Raw genomic sequence first — 21,799 nt, 5'->3', positions numbered from 1 at the left:
CGTACGCGCGCGTGCGCTGGATTCCGTACGCGCGCGTGCACTGGTCCGGACGCACCGCGGCCCGGCACCGGTTTCCCGGTGCCGGGCCGTTGTGACGGGGGTTACGCGCGGCCCGCCGTCTTCTGCGTGCGGCGCGAGACCGAGTCGATGATCACGGCGATGAGCAGGACCGCTCCGGTGATCATGTACTGGATCGCGTTCGAGGACAGGTTCATCTGGTTGAGGCCCTGGACGATCGACTGGATGACCAGGATGCCCAGGAGCGCCGACCAGACCTTGCCGCGTCCGCCGAACAGGGACGTGCCGCCGATGACCGCGGCCGCGATGCACATCATCAGCTGGTTGCCGCCGCCGAGGGAGCGGTCGGCGCCGCCCGTCGCGGAGGCGAGGAAGAGACCGCCGACGGCGCCCATCGTGCCGGAGATCATGAAGACCGAGATCCGGATCCACGACACGTTGATGCCGGCGCGGCGGGCGGCCTCGATGCCGCCGCCGACCGCGAAGACCTGGCGGCCGTACGTGGTGCGGCGCAGGACGAAGTCGGTGGCGAGCAGGATCACCAGGAAGATCACCAGGGAGAGCGGCAGGCCCTGCTCCTGGTTGAAGCCGTACGCGGCGACGAGGACCAGGACCGCGAGGACGGCGGTGCGCAGGATGATCTCGCTCTGCGGGCGGTGCGGCAGCTCGGCGGCCTTGCGGCGGCGGGAGTCGCGCAGCTGGGCGAGGTAGAAGGCGGCGATCACGACGACGGCGAGGCCGTAGGCGGCGGCGACGTCGGAGAAGTAGTACTTCGTGAGGTCGCCGACGAAGCTGCCGATCGGGGTGGAGATGGTCGACCGGTCGCCCATCACCCAGGTCTGCAGACCGGCCCAGCCGAGGAAGCCGGCGAGGGTGACGACGAAGGCGGGCACGCCGATCTTGGCGAAGACCAGGCCGTGGAAGGCGCCGATCAGGGTGCCGGACAGGATGCCGAGGAGGATGGCGAGGCCGTCGGGCATGTCGGTGCCGAGCACGCCCCAGACCGAGCCGGCCAGACCCGCCACGGAGCCGACGGCGAGGTCGATCTCGCCGAGCAGCAGGACGAAGACGATGCCGACGGCCATGATGCCGGGGCCGACCGCGTACAGGGTGATCTGGTCGAGGTTGTACGAGGTGATGAAGTTGCCGGTGAGGGCCTGGAAGACGATGCCGATGACGATCAGGCCGACGACGACGGGCAGCGAGCCGATCTCGCCCGAGCGGATCTTGCGCTTGAACTCGTCGACGTAGCCCTTGAAGCCCTGCTCGCGGACGAGGAGGCGGGGGTCGACGGCGGGGACCGCGGCGGCGGCCGGGGGCGCCTCCTCGCCCGCGCGCGGCTCGGGCACGGTGTCCTCGGAGGTGCTGGGGGTCGTGCTCACTTCGCTACCTCCGCGTTGCGGGCCTGGCGGCGGGTCACGGCGTTGTCCGTGGCTCCGGTGATCGCGGCGATGATCTCTTCGTGCGTGGTGGTGGCCACCGGGAAGGTGCCGTTGTTGCGGCCGAGGCGCAGCACGGCCACGGTGTCGGCCACGGCCTTGACGTCGGCCATGTTGTGGCTGATGAGGATGACGCCGAGGCCCTGCTCGCGCAGCCGCTCGACGAGGTCGAGGACCTGCGCGGTCTGCTCGACGCCGAGCGCGGCGGTGGGCTCGTCCAGGATCACGATCTTGGGGTCGCCGACCAGGGCGCGGGCGATGGCCACGACCTGCCGCTGGCCGCCGGAGAGGGCGGCGACGGGGATGCGGACGCTGGGGATGCGGATGGAGAGCGTGGAGAGCAGGTCCTTGGCCCGCTTCTCCATGGCGACCTCGTCGAGGACGCCGCCCTTCTTGATCTCGCGGCCGAGGAACAGGTTGGCGACGACGTCGAGGTTGTCGCAGAGCGCGAGGTCCTGGTAGACGGTCGCGACACCGAGGTTCTGGGAGTCGTGCGGGCGCTGGATCTCGACGCGCTCGCCCTCCCACTCGATGACGCCCTCGTCGATGGGGTGCACACCGGCGATCGTCTTGACCAGCGTGGACTTTCCCGCTCCGTTGTCGCCGACCAGCGCGACGACCTCTCCTGCGTGGACTTCGAGATCGACACCGGAGAGGACCTGGACCGCTCCGAACCGCTTGAAGATCCCGCGCAACGCCAGCACGGGCGTCTGGGACACGTGAACCAACTCCTTCGCCGCCCGGGGGCGGCGGCATGTCGCGCCGCCGGTGCAGCGCCGAAGTTTCGAGGGGGGCTGGGCTCGTCCGGCCCCCGGACCGACAGCGGGGTCTGGGTCGGCCGGGGGCCGGACGGGCTCGGGGGGCGGATCCCGGCGTCGTGCGCCGGCCTTGTTACCGGGGGTCTTCACCCTCTGTACTCGGGGCCGTGCGGCGCCCGCTTCGGGGGCGGCTCACGCCGGGATCCGTGCCGGCGGGCCCCCGCGGGGCCCGGCCGGGTCGGGCGGGGTTACTTGATGCCCAGCTCGGTGCACTTGGCGGCGAGGTCCGCGGTGCAGAGGTCGGCGGCCTTGTAGATGCCGTCCTTGACGACCGTGGACTGGATGTTGGTCTTGTCGACCACGACCGGGGCGAAGAGCGTGGAGGGCACGCCGTCGGTCTGCCCCTGGGCGGCGAGGTCCTTGCCCTTGAGCAGGTTCACCGCGAACTTGGCGGCCTCGGGGGCCAGCTGGAGCGGCGACTTGTAGATGGTGAAGGTCTGGGTGCCGGCGATGATGCGCTGGACGCCCGCGACCTCGGCGTCCTGGCCGCCCACCGGGATGCCCTTGACGCCGGCGTTCTCGAGGGAGGTGACGATGCCGCCGGCCATGCCGTCGTTCGCCGAGTAGACGGCGCCGATCTTGTCCTTGCCGACCGAGGAGATCGCGGCGGACATCTTCTCGCCCGCGACCTTCGGGTCCCACTCGCCGGAGGCCTCGTAGGCGATCTTGCCGACCTTGCCGTCGAGGGCGGTGTGGGCGCCCTTCTTGAAGAGGGCGGCGTTCGGGTCCTTCTCGTCGCCGTTGATCATCACGACGTTGGCGGTGGCGGCCTTCGCGCCGAGCGCGGTCAGCAGGGCCTGGCCCTGGAGCTCGCCGACCTTGTTGTTGTCGTGGCTGACGTAGGCGTCGGCACCCGGGACGGCACGGTCGTACGCGACGACCTTGACGCCCTTGGCCTTCGCGTCCTTGACCCAGCCCTCGGCCTTGGCGGCGTCGACCGGGTCGAGGGCGATGACCTTGACGCCGTCGGCGATCAGCTGGTCGAACTGCTGCTTCTGCTTCACGACGTCGGAGACCGCGTTGTTGTAGACGATCTCGCAGTCGGAGCAGGCGGCCTTGACGGCCTTCTCGAACTGGGGCTTGTCCAGGGCCTCGTAGCGCGAGGTCTTGTTCTCCGGCAGGAGCAGACCGATCTTGGTCGAGCTGCCCTTGTCACCGCTGTCGTCGCCACCGGCCTTGCCGCAGGCGGCGATCGAGAGGGCCATCGAGACCGCGGCCGTGGCTATGACGGCACGACGCGTCACTGCGTTCATGTGGGGTTGCCTCCCTGACGAGGCCGCGACGGTGCGGCCGAGGTGTCCCGAAGTCAACTCGGCCGCAACGTCGCCGTCAAGAAGTAAATCCTTAACGAGATGACAACGACGGTGTTCGTTATCTAAGTGAAGGCAAGGCGGGAGACCGGCGCGGCTGCGGGCAGCGCACTCTCCAACAGGGTCGAATCACCCATTTCACTCAGTACGAGGGCCAGGGCGCCGAGCACCTCGGCGCGCCCGCCCAGGGCTCCCTGGGCCAGCGAGAGCTGCCGGGCGGCGCTGGGGATCGCGTACCGCGAGACGGAGTCCCTGATGGGCCCGAGGACCAGCTCACCGGCCTCGGCGAGGTCGCCGCCGAGCACCACACGGCTGGGGTTGAGGAGGTTGCAGAGGTTGGCGATGCCGCTGCCGATGTGCCGTCCGACGTCGGCGACCACCCGGCGGCAGCCGGGGTCGCCCTCCCGCGCCAGCTGGACGACCCGCTCCATGGTCAGGTCGGGGCCGTGGCTCGGCTGGAGCAGCGGCAGGACGTACCGCGCGGCGGTGAAGGTCTCCAGGCAGCCGCGGTTGCCGCAGCGGCAGACGGGGCCCGACTCGTCCAGGGTGATGTGCCCGATCTCCCCCGCGGTGCCGCCGGGCCCCCGGTAGACCCGCCCGTCGATGACGAGTCCGGCGCCGACGCCGCTGGCCACCTTGATGTAGGCGAGGTCCTTGACGCCCCGGCCGCTGCCCCAGACGAGCTCGCCGAGCGCGCCGAGGTTGGCGTCGTTGTCGACGTGCACGGGGACCCCGAGCCGGCCGGAGAGCTCCTCGGCGGGGTTGATGCCGCTCCAGCCCGGCAGGATCGAGGTCGAGCCGAGGGTCCCGGAGGAGACGTCGATCGGGCCGGGCACGCCGAGGCCGACGCCGATCACCTTGTCGGGGCCGATGCCGGTGACCCGGATCAGCCGCTTGACCAGCTGCTCGGCACGGTCGAAGCCCTCGGCGGAGGAGCCGTCCACGTCGAGCGGCTCGGCCTCCTCGGCGAGCACCTGGTGGGCGAGGTTGCCGACGGCGACCCGCAGGTGGGTGTGGCCGAAGTCCACCCCGATCACGATGCCGGCGTCGCCGGAGAGCGAGACGCTGCGGGCCCGGCGGCCCCCGGCGGACGTCGGCGTGACCTCGACGGTGCCGCCGTCCTTCAGCTCCCGCACGATGTTGGAGACCGTGGCGGCGGAGAGGCCCGTCGTCCGGGCGATCTCCGCCTGGGTGAGCGAGCCGGCCATGCGCACCGCCCGGACGACCCGTTCGAGATTGGCCCTGTGCAGAGACGTCTGCGACCCAGGAGTCTCCATCGACTCACTCACTCCCACCGTTTTCTCCAACATGTGAACTCTAAGGGGACTCTTTCGGCTTGGTCCCCGTCAAGACCTTGAGTGTCGGACGGCGAGCGTCACACGACGCGCGGGCCCCCGGCGCGGAGGCGCCGAGGGCCCGGGGAACGCGGTGGCGGGGTTACTTCACGGCGCCGGCGGTGAGGCCGGCCACCACCTGCCGCTGGAAGACGACGTACGCCGCCAGGACCGGCAGCATCGCCATGACCAGGCCGGCGAAGAGGCCGGACCAGTCGCCCTTGTAGCCCTGGCTGACGGCCAGCTGGACGAGGCCCTGGGAGAGCACCTTCTTCTCCGGCTCGGTGTTGAGCACCGTCGGCAGCAGGTACTGGTTCCACTGGCCGAGGAAGTTGAAGATGCCGACGCTGATGAGGCCGGGCTTGGCCATCGGCAGCATCACCTGGAAGAAGGTCCGGGTGTGCGAGGCGCCGTCCACGAAGGCCGCCTCCGCCACCGAGGTCGGCAGGGTGCGGAAGAAGGCCGTGAGGAAGAAGACGGTGAACGGCAGCGAGTACGCGATGTAGACCAGGATCAGGCCGTGCAGCGTGTTGAGCAGGGCCATGTTCTGGAGCACGTAGAAGAGCGGCACGAGCGCCAGGATGACCGGGAAGCTCATTCCCCCGATGAAGAGGAAGTAGATGAAGCGGTTGCCCGGGAAGTCGAAGCGGGCCAGGACGTAGGCCGCCATCGAGCCGAGGAGGAGCGTGCCGACGAGCGAGCCGCCGACCACCAGGAGGGTGTTCAGGAAGTAGTCGCTCATGTGCGCCTCGGTCCAGGCGCGCGACCAGTTCTCGAAGTGCAGCTTGTCGGGCAGCGACCAGGGGGAGGTGAAGATCGCCTTGTCGGTCTTGAAGGAGGTCATGACCGCCCAGAGCAGCGGCATGACGACCATGATCGCCCAGATGATCAGGACGCCGTGCGAGAAGACGTTGAGGGGCGCGCCCTCGGCCTTGGCGGTCCTGCGCGGGGCGGGCGCCGTCGTCTTGGTGACCACGGGGCCCGGGCCGGCCGGGGAGCCGGGGGTCTCGACGCCGGTGGTGGCAGTGTCGGTCGTCTTCATCAGAACTCCAGCCGCTCGCGCCGGCCCACCTTCATCACGACGGCCGCGAAGGCCAGCGTGACGACGAGGAGCGCGACGCCGATGGTCGTTGCGTAGGCGGCCTGACCGTCCCGGAATGCCTTCTGGTACACGTACAGCGGAAGGACGATGGTGGAGAAGTCGGGTCCGCCGCCGTTGGGGCCGACGGTCATGATCTGGACGACGGCGAAGGATTCCGCGCCGAGCGCGAGGATGCCCATGTAGATCCAGCCGGACTGCACGGTGTCCCAGAGCAGCGGCATGGTGATCTTGAAGAACGTGGTGAAGCGGTTCGCGCCGTCGAGCAGGGCCGCCTCGTAGAAGTCCCTCGGAATGGAGGCCATGCCGGCCGAGAAGAGGACGACGAAGAATCCGACCGTGGACCAGACGAGGACGACCATCACGCAGATGAGGGCGAGGTCCGGATCGCCGAGCCAGTCCGGCTGGACGCCGTCGAGACCGACGGCCTTCAGTACGGAATTGATGGCTCCGCTGTTCGGGTTGTACGCGAACTGGAAGAGCAGCGCGACGATCGCGATCGACAGCACCTGCGGGAAGAAATAGACGATCTTGTAGAAGGAGGAACCGCGCACGCCCGCGATCGCCGCGCCCCCGCGGCGCCGACCGCCGACATTGAGCATGAAGGCGAAGAAGAGCGCGAGCCCCACGGTCACCAGCGGCAGCACCACCGCGAAGGTCAGACTGTGCTGGAGCGATTTCCAGAAGACCTCGTCGTCCAGCATCCGGCTGTAGTTGTCGAATCCGACCATCCCGAATTCGGGACTCAGTCCGGTCCAGTCCGTGAACGAGTAGTAGATGGACTGGATGAACGGCCAGATGACGAACAGCACGTAGAGGGCGAGGGGGGCCGCCAGGAACCCCACGATGAAACGGTACTTTCCGTGTTGCATTCCTACCGACCCCGATCTTCCCGCGGAGACGCGCCGCTGGTGCCACGCGCCGCTGCTGCCGCGCGCCATGGAGCCGGGGCCCGCTCCCGGTCGGCGGGAAGGGGCCCCGGCACTGCTCACTGGTGCTTGTAGTGCTTGATCGAGGAGTCCTTGGCCGCCTCGTCGGCGTACTTCTGGATCTTCTTGATCGTCTCGGCCGGGGTCGCGCGGCCGGCCATCATCTCGCCGAGGCCGGCGACGCCGATCTTCTCCTTCTGGAGGGCGACGTACCAGTCCTGGAGGCGCGGGTTGACGACGTTCTGGCCGGCCTTCTCCAGGGCGGCGACGCCGGACTTGAGGCCCGGGGTCAGCTCGATGCCGTCGGTGCCGCCGTTGAAGGCGGTCAGGGACTTCACGGACTGCGTGAAGTTCTTCGAGGAGGCCTCGCTGAGCATGATGCGCAGCTGCTCCAGGCCGCCCTCCAGGTTCTTCGCCTTCGCCGGGACGATGAAGGGCTCGCCGCCGGAGGCCCAGATGGTGCCGAAGGGCATCTTGTCGGAGGAGTCGATGCCGGTCGGGGCGGAGACGGCCAGGCCGAAGTCGGCCGGCATGGTCTTCGCGGCCTCGTTCTCGACCCAGGAGCCGTTCGGGATGAACAGCGCCTTGCCCTCGGTCCAGGCGGTCTGCGACTGGATGTGGTCGAGGCCGGGGGTGCCCTTGAGGATGTAGCCCTTCTTGACGAGCTCGTAGTACGCCTCGAAACAGGTCTTGACCGCGGGGTGCTCCCAGGCCTTCGGCTCCAGGTTGTCGATGGCGTCGAGGACCTCGCGGCCGCCGACCTTGCCGATCATCGGGTAGAGCGAGAAGGGGACGTAGTACGGGTACTTGCCGGCGTACGTCCAGCCCGCGATGCCCTTCTTCTTGGCCTTCTCGCAGACGGCCAGCATCTCGTCCCAGGTCTCGGGGTACTTCGCGTCCAGGGAGTCGAGCAGCTTCTGCGAGTACCAGACGCCGTAGACCGTGTAGGCGTAGTACATGATCCACACCGGGTCGCCGTCGAACTGGCCCATCTCGACGATGCCGGGCCGCAGGGTGTCGCGCACCTTCTTGCTCGGGTCGTCGACGGACGGCGCGTCCAGGAGCGGGGTGAGGTCCGCCAGCTGCTTCTGGCCGACGAGGACGCCCATGTCCATCTGCTCGGCGCCGGAGTTGTCGATGAGGTCCGGCGGGGTGCCGCCGTTGAAGCGCGGCTGCAGCGTGGTGGTGATCTTCTGGGTCGGGGTGAACTTGACGCTCGCCTTGGGATAACTGGTCTCGTAGACCTTGATCGCGTCCTTGGCGTACTGCTGTCCGAATCCGCCGTCGAAGAGGACGAAATCGAGCGGGGCCGACTCGTTCACCCCGAGCGGGTTCTTGTCGGACTTCGTGCCCTTCTCGACCTTTCCGTTCCCACCGCTGTCACTGCTCGCGCAGGCGGACAGGAAGCCCATGGTCGGCACCGAGATCAGACCGATGGCGGCGGAACGCTTGATCAGATCGCGACGGCCGAGGCCCTCACTGTGGTGTGCGGAGGTGGATCCCATGCTCAAGTCCTCGCCTTCATTCAGGACTCAGGCGGTGTACCGGTCGCCCGTACTCACTCGCCACAGGCGAAGGGCCCCGCCACCGCGGTCATTTGCAGCCGGGTCGTGCACGCGTCGGGCCGTCGCCGGATTGCTCCGACTGGCTGGACGCCGACAGGTATAGTCCACTTCCCTTCACGGGAGCAAGATCGAAACCAGGTTTCCCCGACCATCTTTCCCGAGTTGAGACCTCCGGGATAAGCACGCTGGATCTGCGGCGTTTCGTCCAACGATTCGCCACGCAATGCCCTTGACACGGGATCAGGGTCACCCCATGGACGGGGCCGGAGCGGCAGGCGCCCGAAGGCGCGCGGAAGGAAACGCGCAAATGGGGCATTCGATCGACATCGAAACAGTTGTGTCACAAACCAGTTGCCCGGTGAAGATCTCGTGAGAAGGATCCGAGATCATAGAGGTCCCGCCCGGCCCTGCCTCCAGTACGGGCATGCGGTGGGATCTGCCTCATTTCATACGGATCTGGAGTATTACGTGGCCAACTCTTCTGGCCTGAACCGCACGGGCGTCCTGTCCCGTGTCACGGTCGCGGCGATCACGGCCGCCCTGGTGGGCACGTCGACGGCCGCCATGGCCGCCGACGCGCCGGCCACTCCGCGCGCGGTGAAGCCCGCCGCCGCCTCGATCGCCGCCGACGCGGGCACGACCGCCGCCTCGGCCGACGCCGAGGTCCGCGTCCTGAACGGTGTCGCCGGCGGCACCCTCTACTGGTACGAGCCGAACGGCTCCGGCGGCTTCAACGCCCGCAACTACGCCACCAACACCTGGGACTACGTCAAGAACGCCCAGCAGGCCGACAACGACCTGGACGGCGTCGCCGACGACGTCTGGATCTGGTACACGAGCGGCACCCTCGCCTACGCGGCGGGCGAGTCCACCTCCACCGCCTTCACCACCATCGGCAGTGGCTGGAACATCTACAACAAGGTGCTCTCGCCGGGCCAGCTCGGCGGCGGCGCGGCCGCGGACATCATCGCCCGCGACTCGTCCGGCACCCTGTGGCTCTACCTGGGCTACGGCAACGGCAAGCTCACCAGCCGCTACAAGGTCGGCACCGGCTGGAACATCTACAACCAGATCGCCGGCGTCGGCGACCTGAGCGGTGACGGCAAGGCCGACATCGTCGCCCGCGACAGCTCGGGCGTCCTGTGGCTGTACAAGGGCACGGGCGACTACAAGAAGCCGTTCGGCGGTCGCACCAAGATCGGCGGCGGCTGGGGCGGGTACAACACCCTCCTCGGCATCGGCGACCTCGACTGGGACGGCCGCAGCGACCTGCTCGCGCGCGACACCGCCGGCAAGCTATACCGCTACAGCGGCACCGGCAACGCCGCCGCGCCGTTCAAGCCGCGTGCCGTCGTCGGCACCAGCGGCTGGAACACCTACCGTCTGATGTTCTGATCCCCGCTCCCGCCGCGAGGCGGGACGGGTGAACGAACGAAAGGGCCCCGCTCCTCTTCCGAGGAGCGGGGCCCTTGCCGTCCACCGAATCCGGTGCTGAGGTCAGCCTCGGATCAGGTTGCGGAGCACGTACTGCATGATGCCGCCGTTGCGGTAGTAGTCCGCCTCGCCGGGGGTGTCGATGCGGACGACCGCGTCGAACTCGACACCGGTGTCGGTGGTGACCTTGACCGTGCTCGGCGTGGTGCCTTCGTTCAGCTCCGTGACGCCCGTGATGGAGAAGGTCTCCTCACCGGTCAGGCCGAGCGAGTCGGCCGACTGGCCGGCCGGGAACTGGAGCGGCAGGACGCCCATGCCGATGAGGTTCGAGCGGTGGATGCGCTCGTACGACTCGGTGATGACGGCCTTGACGCCGAGGAGCGCGGTGCCCTTGGCGGCCCAGTCGCGGGACGAGCCGGAGCCGTACTCCTTGCCGCCCAGGATGACCAGCGGGGTGCCGGCGGCCTGGTAGTTCTGCGAGGCGTCGTAGATGAACGACACCGGGCCGTCGGCCTGGGTGAAGTCGCGGGTGTAGCCGCCCTCGGTGCCCGGCGCGATCTGGTTGCGCAGGCGGATGTTGGCGAAGGTGCCGCGGATCATGACCTCGTGGTTGCCTCGGCGCGAGCCGTAGGAGTTGAAGTCACGACGCTCCACACCGTGCTCGGTGAGGTACTTGCCGGCCGGGGTGTCGGCCTTGATGGCGCCGGCCGGGGAGATGTGGTCGGTGGTGACCGAGTCGCCCAGCTTGGCGAGCACGCGGGCACCGGTGATGTCGGTGACCGGGGTGGTCTCCATCGTCATGCCCTCGAAGTACGGGGGCTTGCGGACGTAGGTCGACTCGGCGTCCCACTCGAAGGTGTTGCCGGTCGGGATCGGCAGCGCCTGCCACTGGGCGTCGCCCGCGAAGACGTCCTGGTAGGACTTGTTGAACATGTCCTCGCCGATGGCGTTGGCGACGACGTCGTTGACCTCGGCCTCGGAGGGCCAGATGTCCTTGAGGAAGACCGGGTTGCCCTCGGTGTCGGTGCCGAGCGCGTCCTTGGTGATGTCCACCTTCATGGAGCCCGCGAGGGCGTACGCGACGACCAGCGGCGGGGAGGCCAGGTAGTTCATCTTGACGTCGGGGTTGATGCGACCCTCGAAGTTGCGGTTGCCCGAGAGCACCGAGGTCACGGCCAGGTCGTGCTCGTTGACGGCCTTGGAGACCTCCTCCGGCAGCGGGCCGGAGTTGCCGATGCAGGTGGTGCAGCCGTAGCCGACGAGGTTGAAGCCGACCTTGTCGAGGTACGGGGTGAGGCCCGCCTTGTCGAAGTAGTCGGTGACGACCTTCGAGCCCGGGGCGAGGGTGGTCTTGACCCACGGCTTGCGGGTCAGGCCCTTCTCGACGGCCTTCTTCGCGACGAGCGCGGCGGCGACCATCACGTACGGGTTCGACGTGTTGGTGCAGGAGGTGATGGCCGCGACCGTCACCGCACCGTGGTCGAGGGTGTAGGTCGAGCCGTCGGGGGCGGTGACCTCGACCGGGTTCGACGGGACGCCGTTGGTGACGGCCGGGGCGTCGGAGGCCGGGAAGGACTCCTGGCCCGCCTCGTCGACCATGTCGACGTAGTTGCGGACGTCCTGCTTGAACTGCTCGGCGGCGTTCGCGAGGACGATGCGGTCCTGCGGGCGCTTCGGGCCGGCGATCGACGGGACGACGGTGGAGAGGTCGAGCTCCAGCTTCTCGGAGAAGTCCGGCTCGGCCTTCGGGTCCAGCCAGAGGCCCTGCTCCTTGGCGTACGCCTCGACGAGCGCGACCTGCTGCTCGGAGCGGCCGGTGAGCTTGAGGTAGTTCAGGGTCTCGTCGTCGATCGGGAAGACCGCGGCGGTGGAACCGAACTCCGGCGACATGTTGCCGATGGTGGCGCGGTTGGCGAGCGAGGTGGCGGCGACGCCCTCGCCGTAGAACTCGACGAACTTGCCGACGACACCGTGCTTGCGCAGCATCTCGGTGATGGTCAGCACCAGGTCGGTGGCGGTGGTGCCGGCGGGCAGCTCACCGGTCAGCTTGAAGCCGACGACGCGCGGGATGAGCATGGAGACCGGCTGGCCGAGCATCGCGGCCTCGGCCTCGATGCCGCCGACGCCCCAGCCGAGCACGCCGAGGCCGTTGACCATGGTGGTGTGCGAGTCGGTGCCGACGAGGGTGTCGGGGTAGGCCTGGCCGTTGCGGACCATGACCGTGCGGGCCAGGTGCTCGATGTTCACCTGATGGACGATGCCGGTGCCGGGCGGGACGACCTTGAACTCGTCGAAGGCGGTCTGGCCCCAGCGCAGGAACTGGTAGCGCTCCTTGTTGCGGCCGTACTCCAGCTCGACGTTCTGGCCGAAGGCGTCCTTGGTGCCGAACTTGTCGGCGATGACCGAGTGGTCGATGACCAGCTCGGCCGGGGCCAGCGGGTTGATCTTCGCCGGGTCGCCGCCGAGCTCCTTGACGGCCTCGCGCATGGTGGCGAGGTCGACGACACAGGGCACACCGGTGAAGTCCTGCATGATCACGCGGGCGGGCGTGAACTGGATCTCCTGGCTCGGCTGAGCCTGCGAGTCCCAGTTGCCGAGGGCCCGGATGTGGTCGGCGGTGATGTTCGCGCCGTCCTCGGTGCGGAGCAGGTTCTCCAGGAGGACCTTCAGGCTGTAAGGGAGGCGCGCGGAGCCCTCGACCTTGTCCAGCTTGAAGATCTCGTACGACTCGTCGCCCACGCGCAGCGTGCTGCGGGCGTCGAAGCTGTTCGCCGACACGACAGTCTCCTTCATATATGTGCGCGTTCCACCACATCCTGCCGCCACGTACACGTCGTCGATCCGCTGAGGTAAGGCTAAGTTAGGTAACCCTTACCAGGGTGGCGGCAGCGGTGCGCCTCGGCAGATATCTCGATGTCGAGATAACTCTAGTACATCACCGCCGCCCGGTCATGCCCGGCAGGCCACGGATCCGCACCCGCCCGGGAGGCCCCGCCCCGAACGGGTGCGGTCCGATTGCCGCGGCGGGCGCCCCGGCCGACGATCGATCCATGATCAGCGGCGCGCACGTGGTTCTCTACACCCGGGACGCGGAGGCCGACCGGGCCTTCCTCAAGGACGTCGTCGGCTTCGCGCACGTGGACGCCGGAGGGGGGTGGCTCATCTTCCGGCTGCCGCCCGCCGAGATCGCCGTGCACCCCACGACGGGCGAGCCGCAGCACGAGGTGTACTTCATGTGCGACGACCTCACCCGCACCCTGACGACCCTGGAGGACCGGGGCGCGGAGATCTCACGGGCCATCACCGACCAGGGCTGGGGCCTGCTCGCCGCCGTCCGGCTGCCGAGCGGCACCGAACTCCCCCTGTACGAACCGCGCCACCCGACCGCGCACGACGATTCACCCTGACGGCCTACCCCAATGACAGGTCACATCTCATATCTGAGATAACGTGACGCCATGGCAGACGACTACCTCGTACGCATCGGCAAGCTCATCCGTGACGCCCGGCAACACCGCGGCTGGACACAGACGCAGCTCGCCGAAGCGCTGGCCACGAGCCAGAGCGCCGTCAACCGGATCGAGCGCGGCAACCAGAACATCAGCCTTGAGATGATCGCCCGGATCGGCGAGGCCCTCGACAGCGAGATCGTGTCCCTGGGATACGCGGGACCCATGCACCTCCGGGTCGTCGGCCGCCGCCGCCTCTCCGGCTCCATCGACGTCAAGACGAGCAAGAACGCCTGCGTCGCACTGCTCTGCGCCTCGCTCCTGAACAAGGGCCGCACCGTCCTGCGCCGGGTCGCCCGCATCGAGGAGGTCTTCCGGCTCCTGGAGGTCCTCAACTCCATCGGCGTCCGCACCCGCTGGATCAACGACGGCGTGGACCTGGAGATCGTGCCGCCGGCCGACCTCGACATGGAGTCCATCGACGCCGAGGCCGCGATCCGCACCCGCTCGATCATCATGTTCCTCGGACCGCTGCTGCACCGCATGGACCGCTTCAGGCTGCCGTACGCCGGCGGCTGCGACCTCGGTACGCGCACGATCGAGCCGCACATGATCGCGCTGCGCCGCTTCGGACTGGAGGTCACGGCCACCGAGGGCATCTACCACGCCCAGGTCGACCGCTCCGTCTCCCCCGACCGCCCGATCGTCCTGACCGAGCGCGGGGACACCGTCACCGAGAACGCGCTGCTCGCCGCCGCCCGGCACGACGGCGTGACCGTCATCCGCAACGCCTCCTCCAACTACATGGTCCAGGACCTCTGCTTCTTCCTGGAGGCCCTCGGCGTCCGGGTCGACGGCATCGGCACCACCACCCTGACCGTGCACGGCGTGCCGCGGATCGACGCGGACGTCGACTACTCCCCCTCCGAGGACCCGGTCGAGGCGATGAGCCTGCTCGCCGCGGCCGTGGTGACGGAGTCGGAACTGACCATCCGCCGGGTCCCCGTCGAGTTCATGGAGATCGAGCTCGCCGTCCTGGAGGAGATGGGCCTCGACCACGACCGCTCGGCGGAGTACCCCGCGGACAACGGCCGCACCCGCCTGGTCGACCTGACGGTCCGTCCCTCCAAACTGGAGGCGCCGATCGACAAGATCCACCCGATGCCGTTCCCGGGCCTCAACATCGACAACGTCCCCTTCTTCGCGGCGATCGCGGCGACGGCCCAGGGCAAGACCCTCATCCACGACTGGGTCTACGACAACCGCGCCATCTACCTCACCGACCTCAACCGCCTCGGCGGCCGCCTCCAGCTCCTCGACCCCCACCGCGTCCTCGTGGAGGGCCCGACCCGCTGGCGCGCCGCCGAGATGATGTGCCCGCCGGCCCTGCGTCCGGCCGTGGTCGTCCTGCTCGCCATGATGGCGGCGGAGGGCACCTCGGTCCTGCGCAACGTGTACGTCATCAACCGCGGTTACGAGGACCTCGCGGAGCGCCTCAACTCGATCGGCGCGCAGATCGAGATCTTCCGGGACATCTAGGTCCCGGATCGACGGGCTCCGCCACCGGCCCCGTCACCTCCGCGCTCCGTCCGGCGGCCACGGCCTCCGGCGGCTCCCTACAATGCGCCTCTCGGATCCGTTCGAAAGAGAGCACCGTGAAGAAAGCGCGCATTTGTCTCGTGGTGGCCTGCGTTCTCGTGGTCGCCTCGTGCGGGGGGAAGAGCACCTCTGTCGACACGTCCCGTCTGACGGACCGCGAAAAGGAATGGGTCGAGTTCTCCCACGCGCACGAGAAGGACCGGGACGTCAGGGAGAAGTGGGAACGGCTGCCGGCCGACGGCGTCAAGTCCTACCTCGACGAGCAGCTCCCCCGGCTCTGCGGCGACACCGCGGCGCTGATGGAGAGCCTGAGGAAGGCGGGCTACGAGGCCGACGAGATGCGGGACTACAAGCAGAAGACCGCGGAACTCATCTGCTGACCCCCGTCCGGCGCGTTCACGCGACGAAGGTCCCCGCCGTCACCGGCGGGGACCTTCGTGTTCCGTGGGCTACGCCACCGCGCCGCCGAGGATCCTCAGCGAGTACGTGTCGTACGCCCGGTGCAGCACCATCACCACGGGACCCGAGGTGAAGACCCCGCTGACGACGTACTCCTTGTCGTTCCCGGTCTCGGCGACCTTCTTCCCGTACAGGGAATCGGTCTCCTTCCTCGCCCGGTCGAGCCACGAGGAAGCCTTGGTGTGATCGATTCCCGCGACGTCGAGCCGGGTGCAGGCGGTGAGGAAGGCGAAGTCCTCGGAGCGCTTCGTGCCGGTCCTGCACAGAAGCGAGGACATGTTCTCGTGGTCGGCGTATCCGGCCGACACCGCCGTCCCGCCTCCACCGCGCCCGTGGACGTAGGTCTTCTTCTTCCCGTCGGGCATCTCCTGCTCGACGGGCTCGTCCAGCTTCAGCTTCCAGTCCTCCGCGAGCCCCGCGAGGAATTCCTTTCCGGTGTATCCGGTGTCCATCGTGCCCGCCGCGCCGAAGCTGGGCCGCTCGTCACCGGCCACCGCGTGCTGCGGCAGATCGGCGGTGCGCGGAGCGGTCCGCCCCGTCGTGGTCGGCCCGGGCCTCGGGGCCGTGGCCGTGGCCGTGGCCTTCGGACGCTCGGACTCCGCGGTCGTCCCGGGGCCGGTCCGGCTGCAGGCGGCGGCTCCCGCCGCGCCGACGACGACCGTCATCAGCACGACGGGAACACGGAAGGCGGCGCGGATCACAGGCCACCGTCGACGAGACCGCACGGACCGGGCTCGGCGTAGTTGTACGGAACGAAGGCGATGGCGTCGAACACCACGTTGTCGTCGCCGGTGCCGCCCTTCTGGATGTTGTCCATCTCGATCCGTCCTCCCTTCCAGAAGCTGAAGGTGCCCATCTCGAACCAGGTGTCCGCGCCCGCGGCACGGGTTCCCTGGTTCACGTTGCAGTAGTCGGGCTTGGCGCCCGCCGTGTTGTCACCCGGGATGAAGTCGTACCGGACGACCGCCTCCGCGCCGTGGCTGGGCAGGTGGAGGTAGATCTTGTACCGCTGTCCGGGCTGGTCCCCGGAGGGGAGCTTCTCCTGGTTGACCTGCCACCGGCCGGTGACCTTGTGGAACGGTTCGGTGTACGGGTAGCTGTGCGTGAAGTAGACGTGGTGGTCGTACCCGGCGCCGAGCTGGTGCAGGTCGAGCCCGGCGATGTACGGGCTGGCGCGGAAGGTGCCGTCGTCCCTCAGCGTGGTGACGTTGTCGCCGAGCTGGAGGGTGAACTTGCCGTCGTCGGCGCCCTCGAAGTCCCCGCAGCCGTAGGTCTCCTCGTGCTCCCCGAGGTCGTCGACGATGATGGCGTTGGTGTAGACGCTCGGGTGGTCGATGCACGGGCCGTGGCCGTACTTGCTCTGGAGCGCGGGTTCACCCGATCCGAGCGAGTAGCTGAGCTTCTCCGTGGTGGAGTTGTCGGTGTTCTGCACGCCCATCCAGTCCGCGGTGCCGCTCCAGCGGCACTGGTCGTCCCAGGTCGGGCACGGGTCGGCCGCGGTCGGGGTGCACGCGTTGATGGACGGCGAGCAGAACAGGGTGCGCGGCGGGATCTTGATGACGCCCATCGGCATGTCCGGCTCGGAGTACGACTCCTCGGAGTTCCACGTCATCTGGGGCGTCTCCGCCCAGCCGAGGATCTTCTCCGAGTAGTTCCACTCGCCGGGGCGGGAGGCGTCGTCGTAGCTGTAGCGGAGGAAGGGCTGCCGGTCGGCCGGGTAGCTCGGGTTGACCGGGTTGTTGAAGAAGCCGAGGCCGACGGAACCGGAGGTGTAGACACCGGAGTTGTAGCCCCAGAGCGCCATGTACCAGTTCTCGATGTAGGCCGGGTCGCCCGAGTTGGCCTTCATGCCCAGGGCCTTGAGCTGGTTCCACTTCTCGGCCAGGATGCCGAGACCGGCGGCGATGTTCGCGGCGTAGTCCGTGGTGACGGCACCGGCCCGCAGGGGGTCGAGCTGGGTGTCGTGCTTCTCCGACATGCCGGTCGTCACCTGGGCGATGCCGTAGCCGCAGTCGGCCTTCTCGCGGTTGGGGTAGCCGTGGGTGCCGTTCAGGTTCCCGAACCAGTCGGACCGGGTGACGTTGCCCGAGTCGCCGTTCATGGAGTGCCAGGAAGCCTGCTTGAAGTTGGACTCCTGGGCGAGGATGCCCAGCATGACCTGCGCCGGGATCTCACCTCCGCCGGTCAGCGCCGGCTTCGGGAACAGGCCCTGCGGGGTGTACGCGGCGAGGCCGGTGTCGTGCCAGTTCTGCGGGCGCGAGACGTACAGCCGGCCGTGGACGGCCTGGTCGACCGCCCACTCGACCTGGTTCGCGCTGGCCTGGAGCGCCTGGCGCTTGGGGTCGTTGCGCCGGACGATGCACGGGGTCTCCATCGTGCCGACCTTGCCCCAGACGGGCGCGCCGTATCCGGAGAGGCACTTCGTCTCGGCGTCGCCCTCGCCGCAGTTCGCCGGATCGTCGTCGTCGTCGAGGGGCAGGGCGAACGCGGCCGGGCCCATCGGCAGCGAGGAGTCCTGCTTCGGCCGCTTCCGGTCGGCGTCCACGCGCTCGGTGGCCTCGGTGCCGGTCCTGAGCGCGGTCGCCCGGACGGTCAGCGATCCGGCGCCCTCGGCCGAGGCCGCGCCGACGCGCGAGGTGACGCCCTTCATCTGCTCGGAGAACACCGAGTGGGTCACCAGGTGGCCCTGGCGGGAGATCCCGGCCACGCGGCCTTCGACGGCGTGCTTGGCGAGCCCCGGGGCCTTGCCGGTGTCGATCCCCTTGACGTCGCCGACCACCGCGGTGCCGTCGGCGACGGGGAGGAGCTTGACCTTCCCCTTCGGGGCGCGGCCCAGCTCGGTGAAGCCCTTGCCGTCGAAGTGGGAGATGACGCTCTTCTCGCCGTCGACCGTGCCGACGTCCACGCCGTCCTTCGAGGCGGTCAGGGCGAACATCGGGCCGGGCAGCGCGGCGAGCTTGCCGGCGGTCAGCTTCTTGCCGGCGCCCTTGAGGTCCACGAGGTTGCCGTCGAGCACGCCGACGGATCCCTGCCGCGTGGGCGTGACGTGGGTCAGGTAGCCGTCGACCGTGCGGCGGGAGGAGACCGATCCCGTGGTCGCGTCGACGGAGATCACCGTCGTCGCGCCGGCGTCGGTGTCGGTGGCCGAGCTGGAGGTGAACGCCACCTCGTCGCCCGTGCCGCAACCCGGCGTGAAGTAGGCCAGCTTGACCCGGTCGGGCAGCTCGGTGACCTTGCCGTCGGAGAGCCGGACGACGGCCGCGAAGGCGCCGCGCTCGTACGCGCCGGGCTGGTTGGACCAGACCGACGGGGCGTAGACCGCCGCCGCGTAGTTCCCGGAACCCGTGGTGCAGACGTAGCCCGTCCACGGGCCGATGTCGGACAGTTCCTTGCGGTCGAGGCGGGCGATCTCGTAGAAGGAGAACCCGTCGCTCTCCTTTGCCGCGAGGATGTGCAGTCCTTCGGCGTCGCCGGTGGCCTGCACGATCGCGTCCGACGAGGAGGCGTACTCCGCTCCCAGGTCCTTGCCGGGGGTGGAGAACAGACGGGGCGTCGTGCCGTCCGCGGCGGCGGGGGCCACCGTGGCCTCCGCCGAGGCCAGGGGGACGAGGGCGGCGGAAGCCGCCACCACGCTCAGGGCGAGCAGCGGGTTCGTGAGGAAGTACCGTCCAAGGCGTCGTGTGCGCATCGTCTTCCTCACATCCAGTCCGTGCAGCTGCCGTGCAGCGTCGGAAGGCTCGCGTCGACCGGCTTGTCCCCGGTGGCGGAGGGGTCCTGGATGACGTACTTCATCGGCGCGGGGTCGAACTGGGCGTTGACGTCGTTCCAGCACGCCTTCGCCGTCGTGCTCTTCCAGTTCCGCATCGGGGTGTAGGCGCCCGCCACACCGGTTCCGAGCAGGCCCGACGTGTCGTAGGTCTCGATGCCGCCGTCGGGGTCACCGGTCGTCCAGAGCGTCAGGTAGACGTAGTCGGGCGACGTGTCGAGGTCGCGCGAGACCTTCGCCCAGACTCCCTGGCACTCCGGCGACCACATCAGCCGCACCGCGACCGACCCGTCCGCCTCGGTCACCTGCTGAAGGATCTCGGCGTCGGCGTCGCATCCCATCTGGATGGGGTCCTTGCCCGAGCAGGCGGCCCGCCAGCAGCCGGTCGCGGCCGCCGGGGACGCCTGAATTCCCTGGAAAAATCCCGCCAGCAGCGTCAACGCGACCGCTGCCGGCGCCCCTCTACGTATGCCGTGCACACACATTCCCTTCACAATTCTTCGCGGCATTGCTCAGAAGGCGCCGCGAATGACGTGATCAACACGGTGAGAATACGCCAACACGTAGCGGAGCAAACCGCGTTGACGCCGCCTTGACCTGCGGTGATGCCGAAGGCGGACATGTCATGGCAGCACACCCCATCAGTGACACTCGCCCCCCAGAGCGGGATGTGTCAGGCGGCTTTTCCGCAGCGTGGAAAAGGGAAATTTGCCTGCTGCTTCGACCATTCGGAGCGGCGCGGCAGAATTGCTCCCCACAGGGCGGTTGCCATGTGCCCGAAATCCGGGCACGACTGTTCGGGTGGGGTGCGGGGACCACGGTCCCGGGCGTGGACGAGCGGACGGTCTGCTTCCAGGATGCCGAGCCGGGCAGGACGGTCGAGGGCCCGCAGTACGGGACCGTCCGTCTGAAGCCGGGCGCCGCCCGACGCCCCCCGTCACGAGTGGGCGTGCGCCACGCTGCGTCCCGCCCCGACGCCGTGGCGGAGGGCTCAGCCGGCGCCCGGCATCACGGCGCCGCCCTTGAGCCGTTCGATGTCGGAGGCGCGGACCTGGATCACGAAGAGGGCGACCAGGGCTCCGACGACGGCGAAGATCGCCGCCGTGACGAAGCCCGCGGAGACGCCGGAGGTGAGGACCTGGTCGCTCCACGGCGGTGGGAGCTGGCCGGTCCTGGCGAACTGGGCCTTCTCCAGCGGGCCGGCCTGGGAGAGGAAGGCGGGGACCTGCTTGTCCGCCTCGTTGCGGCTGGCCGTGCCGAAGACGGTCACCAGGATCGACAGGCCGAGCGAACCGCCCACCTGTTGCATGGCGTTCAGCAGGCCGGACGCGGCGCCGGATTCCCGTTGTTCGACGTTCGACAGCGCCATGATGGTCAGCGAGACGAACATCAGGCCCATGCCGAGGCCGAAGACGAGGATCGGTCCGAGGATGCTGCCCGCGTAGGTGGAGTTCACGTCGGTGAGCGTCAGCCAGGACAGGCCGGCCGCGGCGAGCACCGAGCCCGTCACCATGAAGGGCTTCGGGCCGTACCGGGGCAGCAGGTTGGACGTGAGGCCGGCGCCGACCGCGATGATCGCGCTGACCGGCAGGAACGCGAGGCCCGTCGTCAGGGGGCTGAAGCCCAGCACCTGCTGCACGAAGAGGGTGAGGAAGAAGAACATCCCGAAGATGGCCGCCGCCAGGCAGAGCATGATGACGTAGGTGCCCGAGCGGTTGCGGTCGGCGAACATGTGCAGGGGCGTGATGGGTTGCTGGGAGCGCCGCTCGATGAGGACGAACGCGACCAGGAGGACGACCGCGGCGGCGAACGAGCCGATCGTGTAGGGGTCGCTCCAGCCTTCCTGCGCGGCCCGGATGAACCCGTACACCAGCGCCACCATGCCGAGCGTCGAGGTCAGCGCGCCGGCGAGGTCGAAGTGGCCGGGGTGCCGCGCGGACTCCTTGACGTGGCGCGGGGTGAGCAGCGCGATCAGCAGGGCGATCGGGACGTTGACGAAGAAGATCCAGCGCCAGTCGAGCCATTGGACGAGCATGCCGCCGGCCACCAGTCCGATCGCGCCGCCACCGGCCGAGACGCCCGCGAAGACGCCGAAGGCCCGGTTGCGTTCCGGGCCTTCGTCGAACGTCGTGGTGATGAGGGAGAGCGAGGTCGGCGAGGCTATCGCGCCGCCGACGCCCTGGAGCGCCCGGGCCGCGAGGAGTTGCCACTCGCTCTGCGCGAGCCCGCAGAAGAGGGAGGCGAGTCCGAAGAGCAGCACGCCGAAGATGAAGACGCGTCGTCGGCCCAGGATGTCGCCGGTGCGCCCGCCGAGGAGCAGCAGGCCGCCGAAGGTCAGGGTGTAGGCGTTGACGACCCAGGACAGGCTGGTGGTCGAGAAGTCCAGCGCCGTCTGGATGTGCGGGAGCGCGATGTTCACGATGGTGATGTCGAGGACGACCATCAGCTGACAGGAGGCGATCACGAAGAGGGCGATGCCCTTGCCGTCACCCCCCTTCTTCGGGGTGGCGGTCTGTTCAGGTGTCGTCGGCTTGGGTGTACTCATGTGGCGCCTCGGACCTCGCCTGGTGAGTGAGCCGT

General features: G+C 68.9%; 16 protein-coding genes. 4 read left to right on the top strand and 12 right to left on the bottom strand.

Annotated features, from left to right (window positions below; genetic code table 11):
- Positions 1-101: 101 nt before the first annotated feature.
- The 7 genes from ACZ66Z_RS23965 to ngcE all read right to left on the bottom strand — a co-directional run bounded on the left by ACZ66Z_RS23965 (position 102) and on the right by ngcE (position 8,452).
- Entirely contained in the window at positions 102-1,400 is a 1,299-nt protein-coding gene (locus ACZ66Z_RS23965) for a sugar ABC transporter permease (RefSeq protein ID WP_469937118.1), read from the bottom strand.
- Complete coding sequence (locus tag ACZ66Z_RS23960) at positions 1,397-2,185, bottom strand: ATP-binding cassette domain-containing protein (protein ID WP_015037000.1); 789 nt, start codon at positions 2,183-2,185, stop codon at positions 1,397-1,399. The genes ACZ66Z_RS23965 and ACZ66Z_RS23960 overlap by 4 nt, the downstream gene beginning before the upstream one ends.
- Positions 2,186-2,463: 278 nt before the next feature.
- Complete coding sequence (locus ACZ66Z_RS23955) at positions 2,464-3,528, bottom strand: sugar ABC transporter substrate-binding protein (RefSeq protein WP_469937116.1); 1,065 nt, start codon at positions 3,526-3,528, stop codon at positions 2,464-2,466.
- Between the two features lie 122 nt (positions 3,529-3,650).
- Positions 3,651-4,862 (bottom strand): ROK family transcriptional regulator, encoded by a 1,212-nt coding sequence (locus ACZ66Z_RS23950; RefSeq protein ID WP_469937114.1) that lies wholly within the window; start codon positions 4,860-4,862, stop codon positions 3,651-3,653.
- 160 nt (positions 4,863-5,022) lie between these two features.
- Positions 5,023-5,961 (bottom strand): carbohydrate ABC transporter permease, encoded by a 939-nt coding sequence (locus ACZ66Z_RS23945; RefSeq protein WP_469937112.1) that lies wholly within the window; start codon positions 5,959-5,961, stop codon positions 5,023-5,025.
- The gene (locus tag ACZ66Z_RS23940) at positions 5,961-6,890 is read right to left on the bottom strand and encodes a carbohydrate ABC transporter permease (RefSeq protein ID WP_469937110.1); all 930 of its coding nucleotides are present in this window, start codon (positions 6,888-6,890) and stop codon (positions 5,961-5,963) included. The genes ACZ66Z_RS23945 and ACZ66Z_RS23940 overlap by 1 nt, the downstream gene beginning before the upstream one ends.
- Before the next feature lie 116 nt (positions 6,891-7,006).
- Positions 7,007-8,452 carry an N-acetylglucosamine/diacetylchitobiose ABC transporter substrate-binding protein gene (ngcE, locus tag ACZ66Z_RS23935; RefSeq protein WP_469937108.1) on the bottom strand — a complete coding sequence of 482 codons (1,446 nt, stop codon included), beginning with the start codon at positions 8,450-8,452 and terminating at the stop codon, positions 7,007-7,009.
- A gap of 528 nt (positions 8,453-8,980) precedes the next feature.
- On the opposite strand from ngcE, the gene ACZ66Z_RS23930 reads away from it, so the two are divergent.
- Entirely contained in the window at positions 8,981-9,907 is a 927-nt protein-coding gene (locus tag ACZ66Z_RS23930) for an FG-GAP repeat domain-containing protein (protein ID WP_469937106.1), read from the top strand.
- A gap of 102 nt (positions 9,908-10,009) precedes the next feature.
- Here the strand turns inward: ACZ66Z_RS23930 and acnA are convergent, their stop codons facing one another.
- On the bottom strand, positions 10,010-12,724 hold the full coding sequence (acnA, locus tag ACZ66Z_RS23925; RefSeq protein ID WP_469937104.1) for an aconitate hydratase AcnA: 2,715 nt from the start codon (positions 12,722-12,724) through the stop codon (positions 10,010-10,012).
- A gap of 272 nt (positions 12,725-12,996) precedes the next feature.
- Here acnA and ACZ66Z_RS23920 point away from each other — a divergent pair, with 272 nt between their 5' ends.
- The 3 genes from ACZ66Z_RS23920 to ACZ66Z_RS23910 all read left to right on the top strand — a co-directional run bounded on the left by ACZ66Z_RS23920 (position 12,997) and on the right by ACZ66Z_RS23910 (position 15,374).
- On the top strand, positions 12,997-13,353 hold the full coding sequence (locus ACZ66Z_RS23920) for a VOC family protein (protein WP_469937102.1): 357 nt from the start codon (positions 12,997-12,999) through the stop codon (positions 13,351-13,353).
- 51 nt (positions 13,354-13,404) lie between these two features.
- Positions 13,405-14,934, top strand: a complete 1,530-nt coding sequence (locus tag ACZ66Z_RS23915; RefSeq protein ID WP_469937100.1) for a helix-turn-helix domain-containing protein — start codon at positions 13,405-13,407, stop codon at positions 14,932-14,934.
- 116 nt (positions 14,935-15,050) lie between these two features.
- A complete protein-coding gene (locus ACZ66Z_RS23910; RefSeq protein ID WP_469937098.1) occupies positions 15,051-15,374 on the top strand; it encodes a hypothetical protein in 324 nt (107 codons plus the stop codon).
- Between the two features lie 69 nt (positions 15,375-15,443).
- Here ACZ66Z_RS23910 and ACZ66Z_RS23905 read toward each other — a convergent pair whose 3' ends face one another.
- The 4 genes from ACZ66Z_RS23905 to ACZ66Z_RS23890 all read right to left on the bottom strand — a co-directional run bounded on the left by ACZ66Z_RS23905 (position 15,444) and on the right by ACZ66Z_RS23890 (position 21,764).
- The gene (locus ACZ66Z_RS23905; RefSeq protein ID WP_469937096.1) at positions 15,444-16,118 is read right to left on the bottom strand and encodes a hypothetical protein; all 675 of its coding nucleotides are present in this window, start codon (positions 16,116-16,118) and stop codon (positions 15,444-15,446) included.
- A gap of 32 nt (positions 16,119-16,150) precedes the next feature.
- Complete coding sequence (locus ACZ66Z_RS23900) at positions 16,151-19,141, bottom strand: hypothetical protein (protein WP_469937094.1); 2,991 nt, start codon at positions 19,139-19,141, stop codon at positions 16,151-16,153.
- A gap of 8 nt (positions 19,142-19,149) precedes the next feature.
- On the bottom strand, positions 19,150-19,698 hold the full coding sequence (locus ACZ66Z_RS23895) for a DUF2690 domain-containing protein (RefSeq protein WP_469937092.1): 549 nt from the start codon (positions 19,696-19,698) through the stop codon (positions 19,150-19,152).
- Positions 19,699-20,210: 512 nt separating this feature from the next.
- A complete protein-coding gene (locus ACZ66Z_RS23890) occupies positions 20,211-21,764 on the bottom strand; it encodes an MFS transporter (RefSeq protein ID WP_469937090.1) in 1,554 nt (517 codons plus the stop codon).
- Between the last annotated feature and the right edge of the window lie 35 nt (positions 21,765-21,799).

The organism is Streptomyces sp. NPDC107498 (assembly GCF_055582805.1).
The sequence above is the reverse complement of the archived record's forward strand: the minus strand, read 5'-3'. Positions and strand labels throughout refer to the sequence as shown.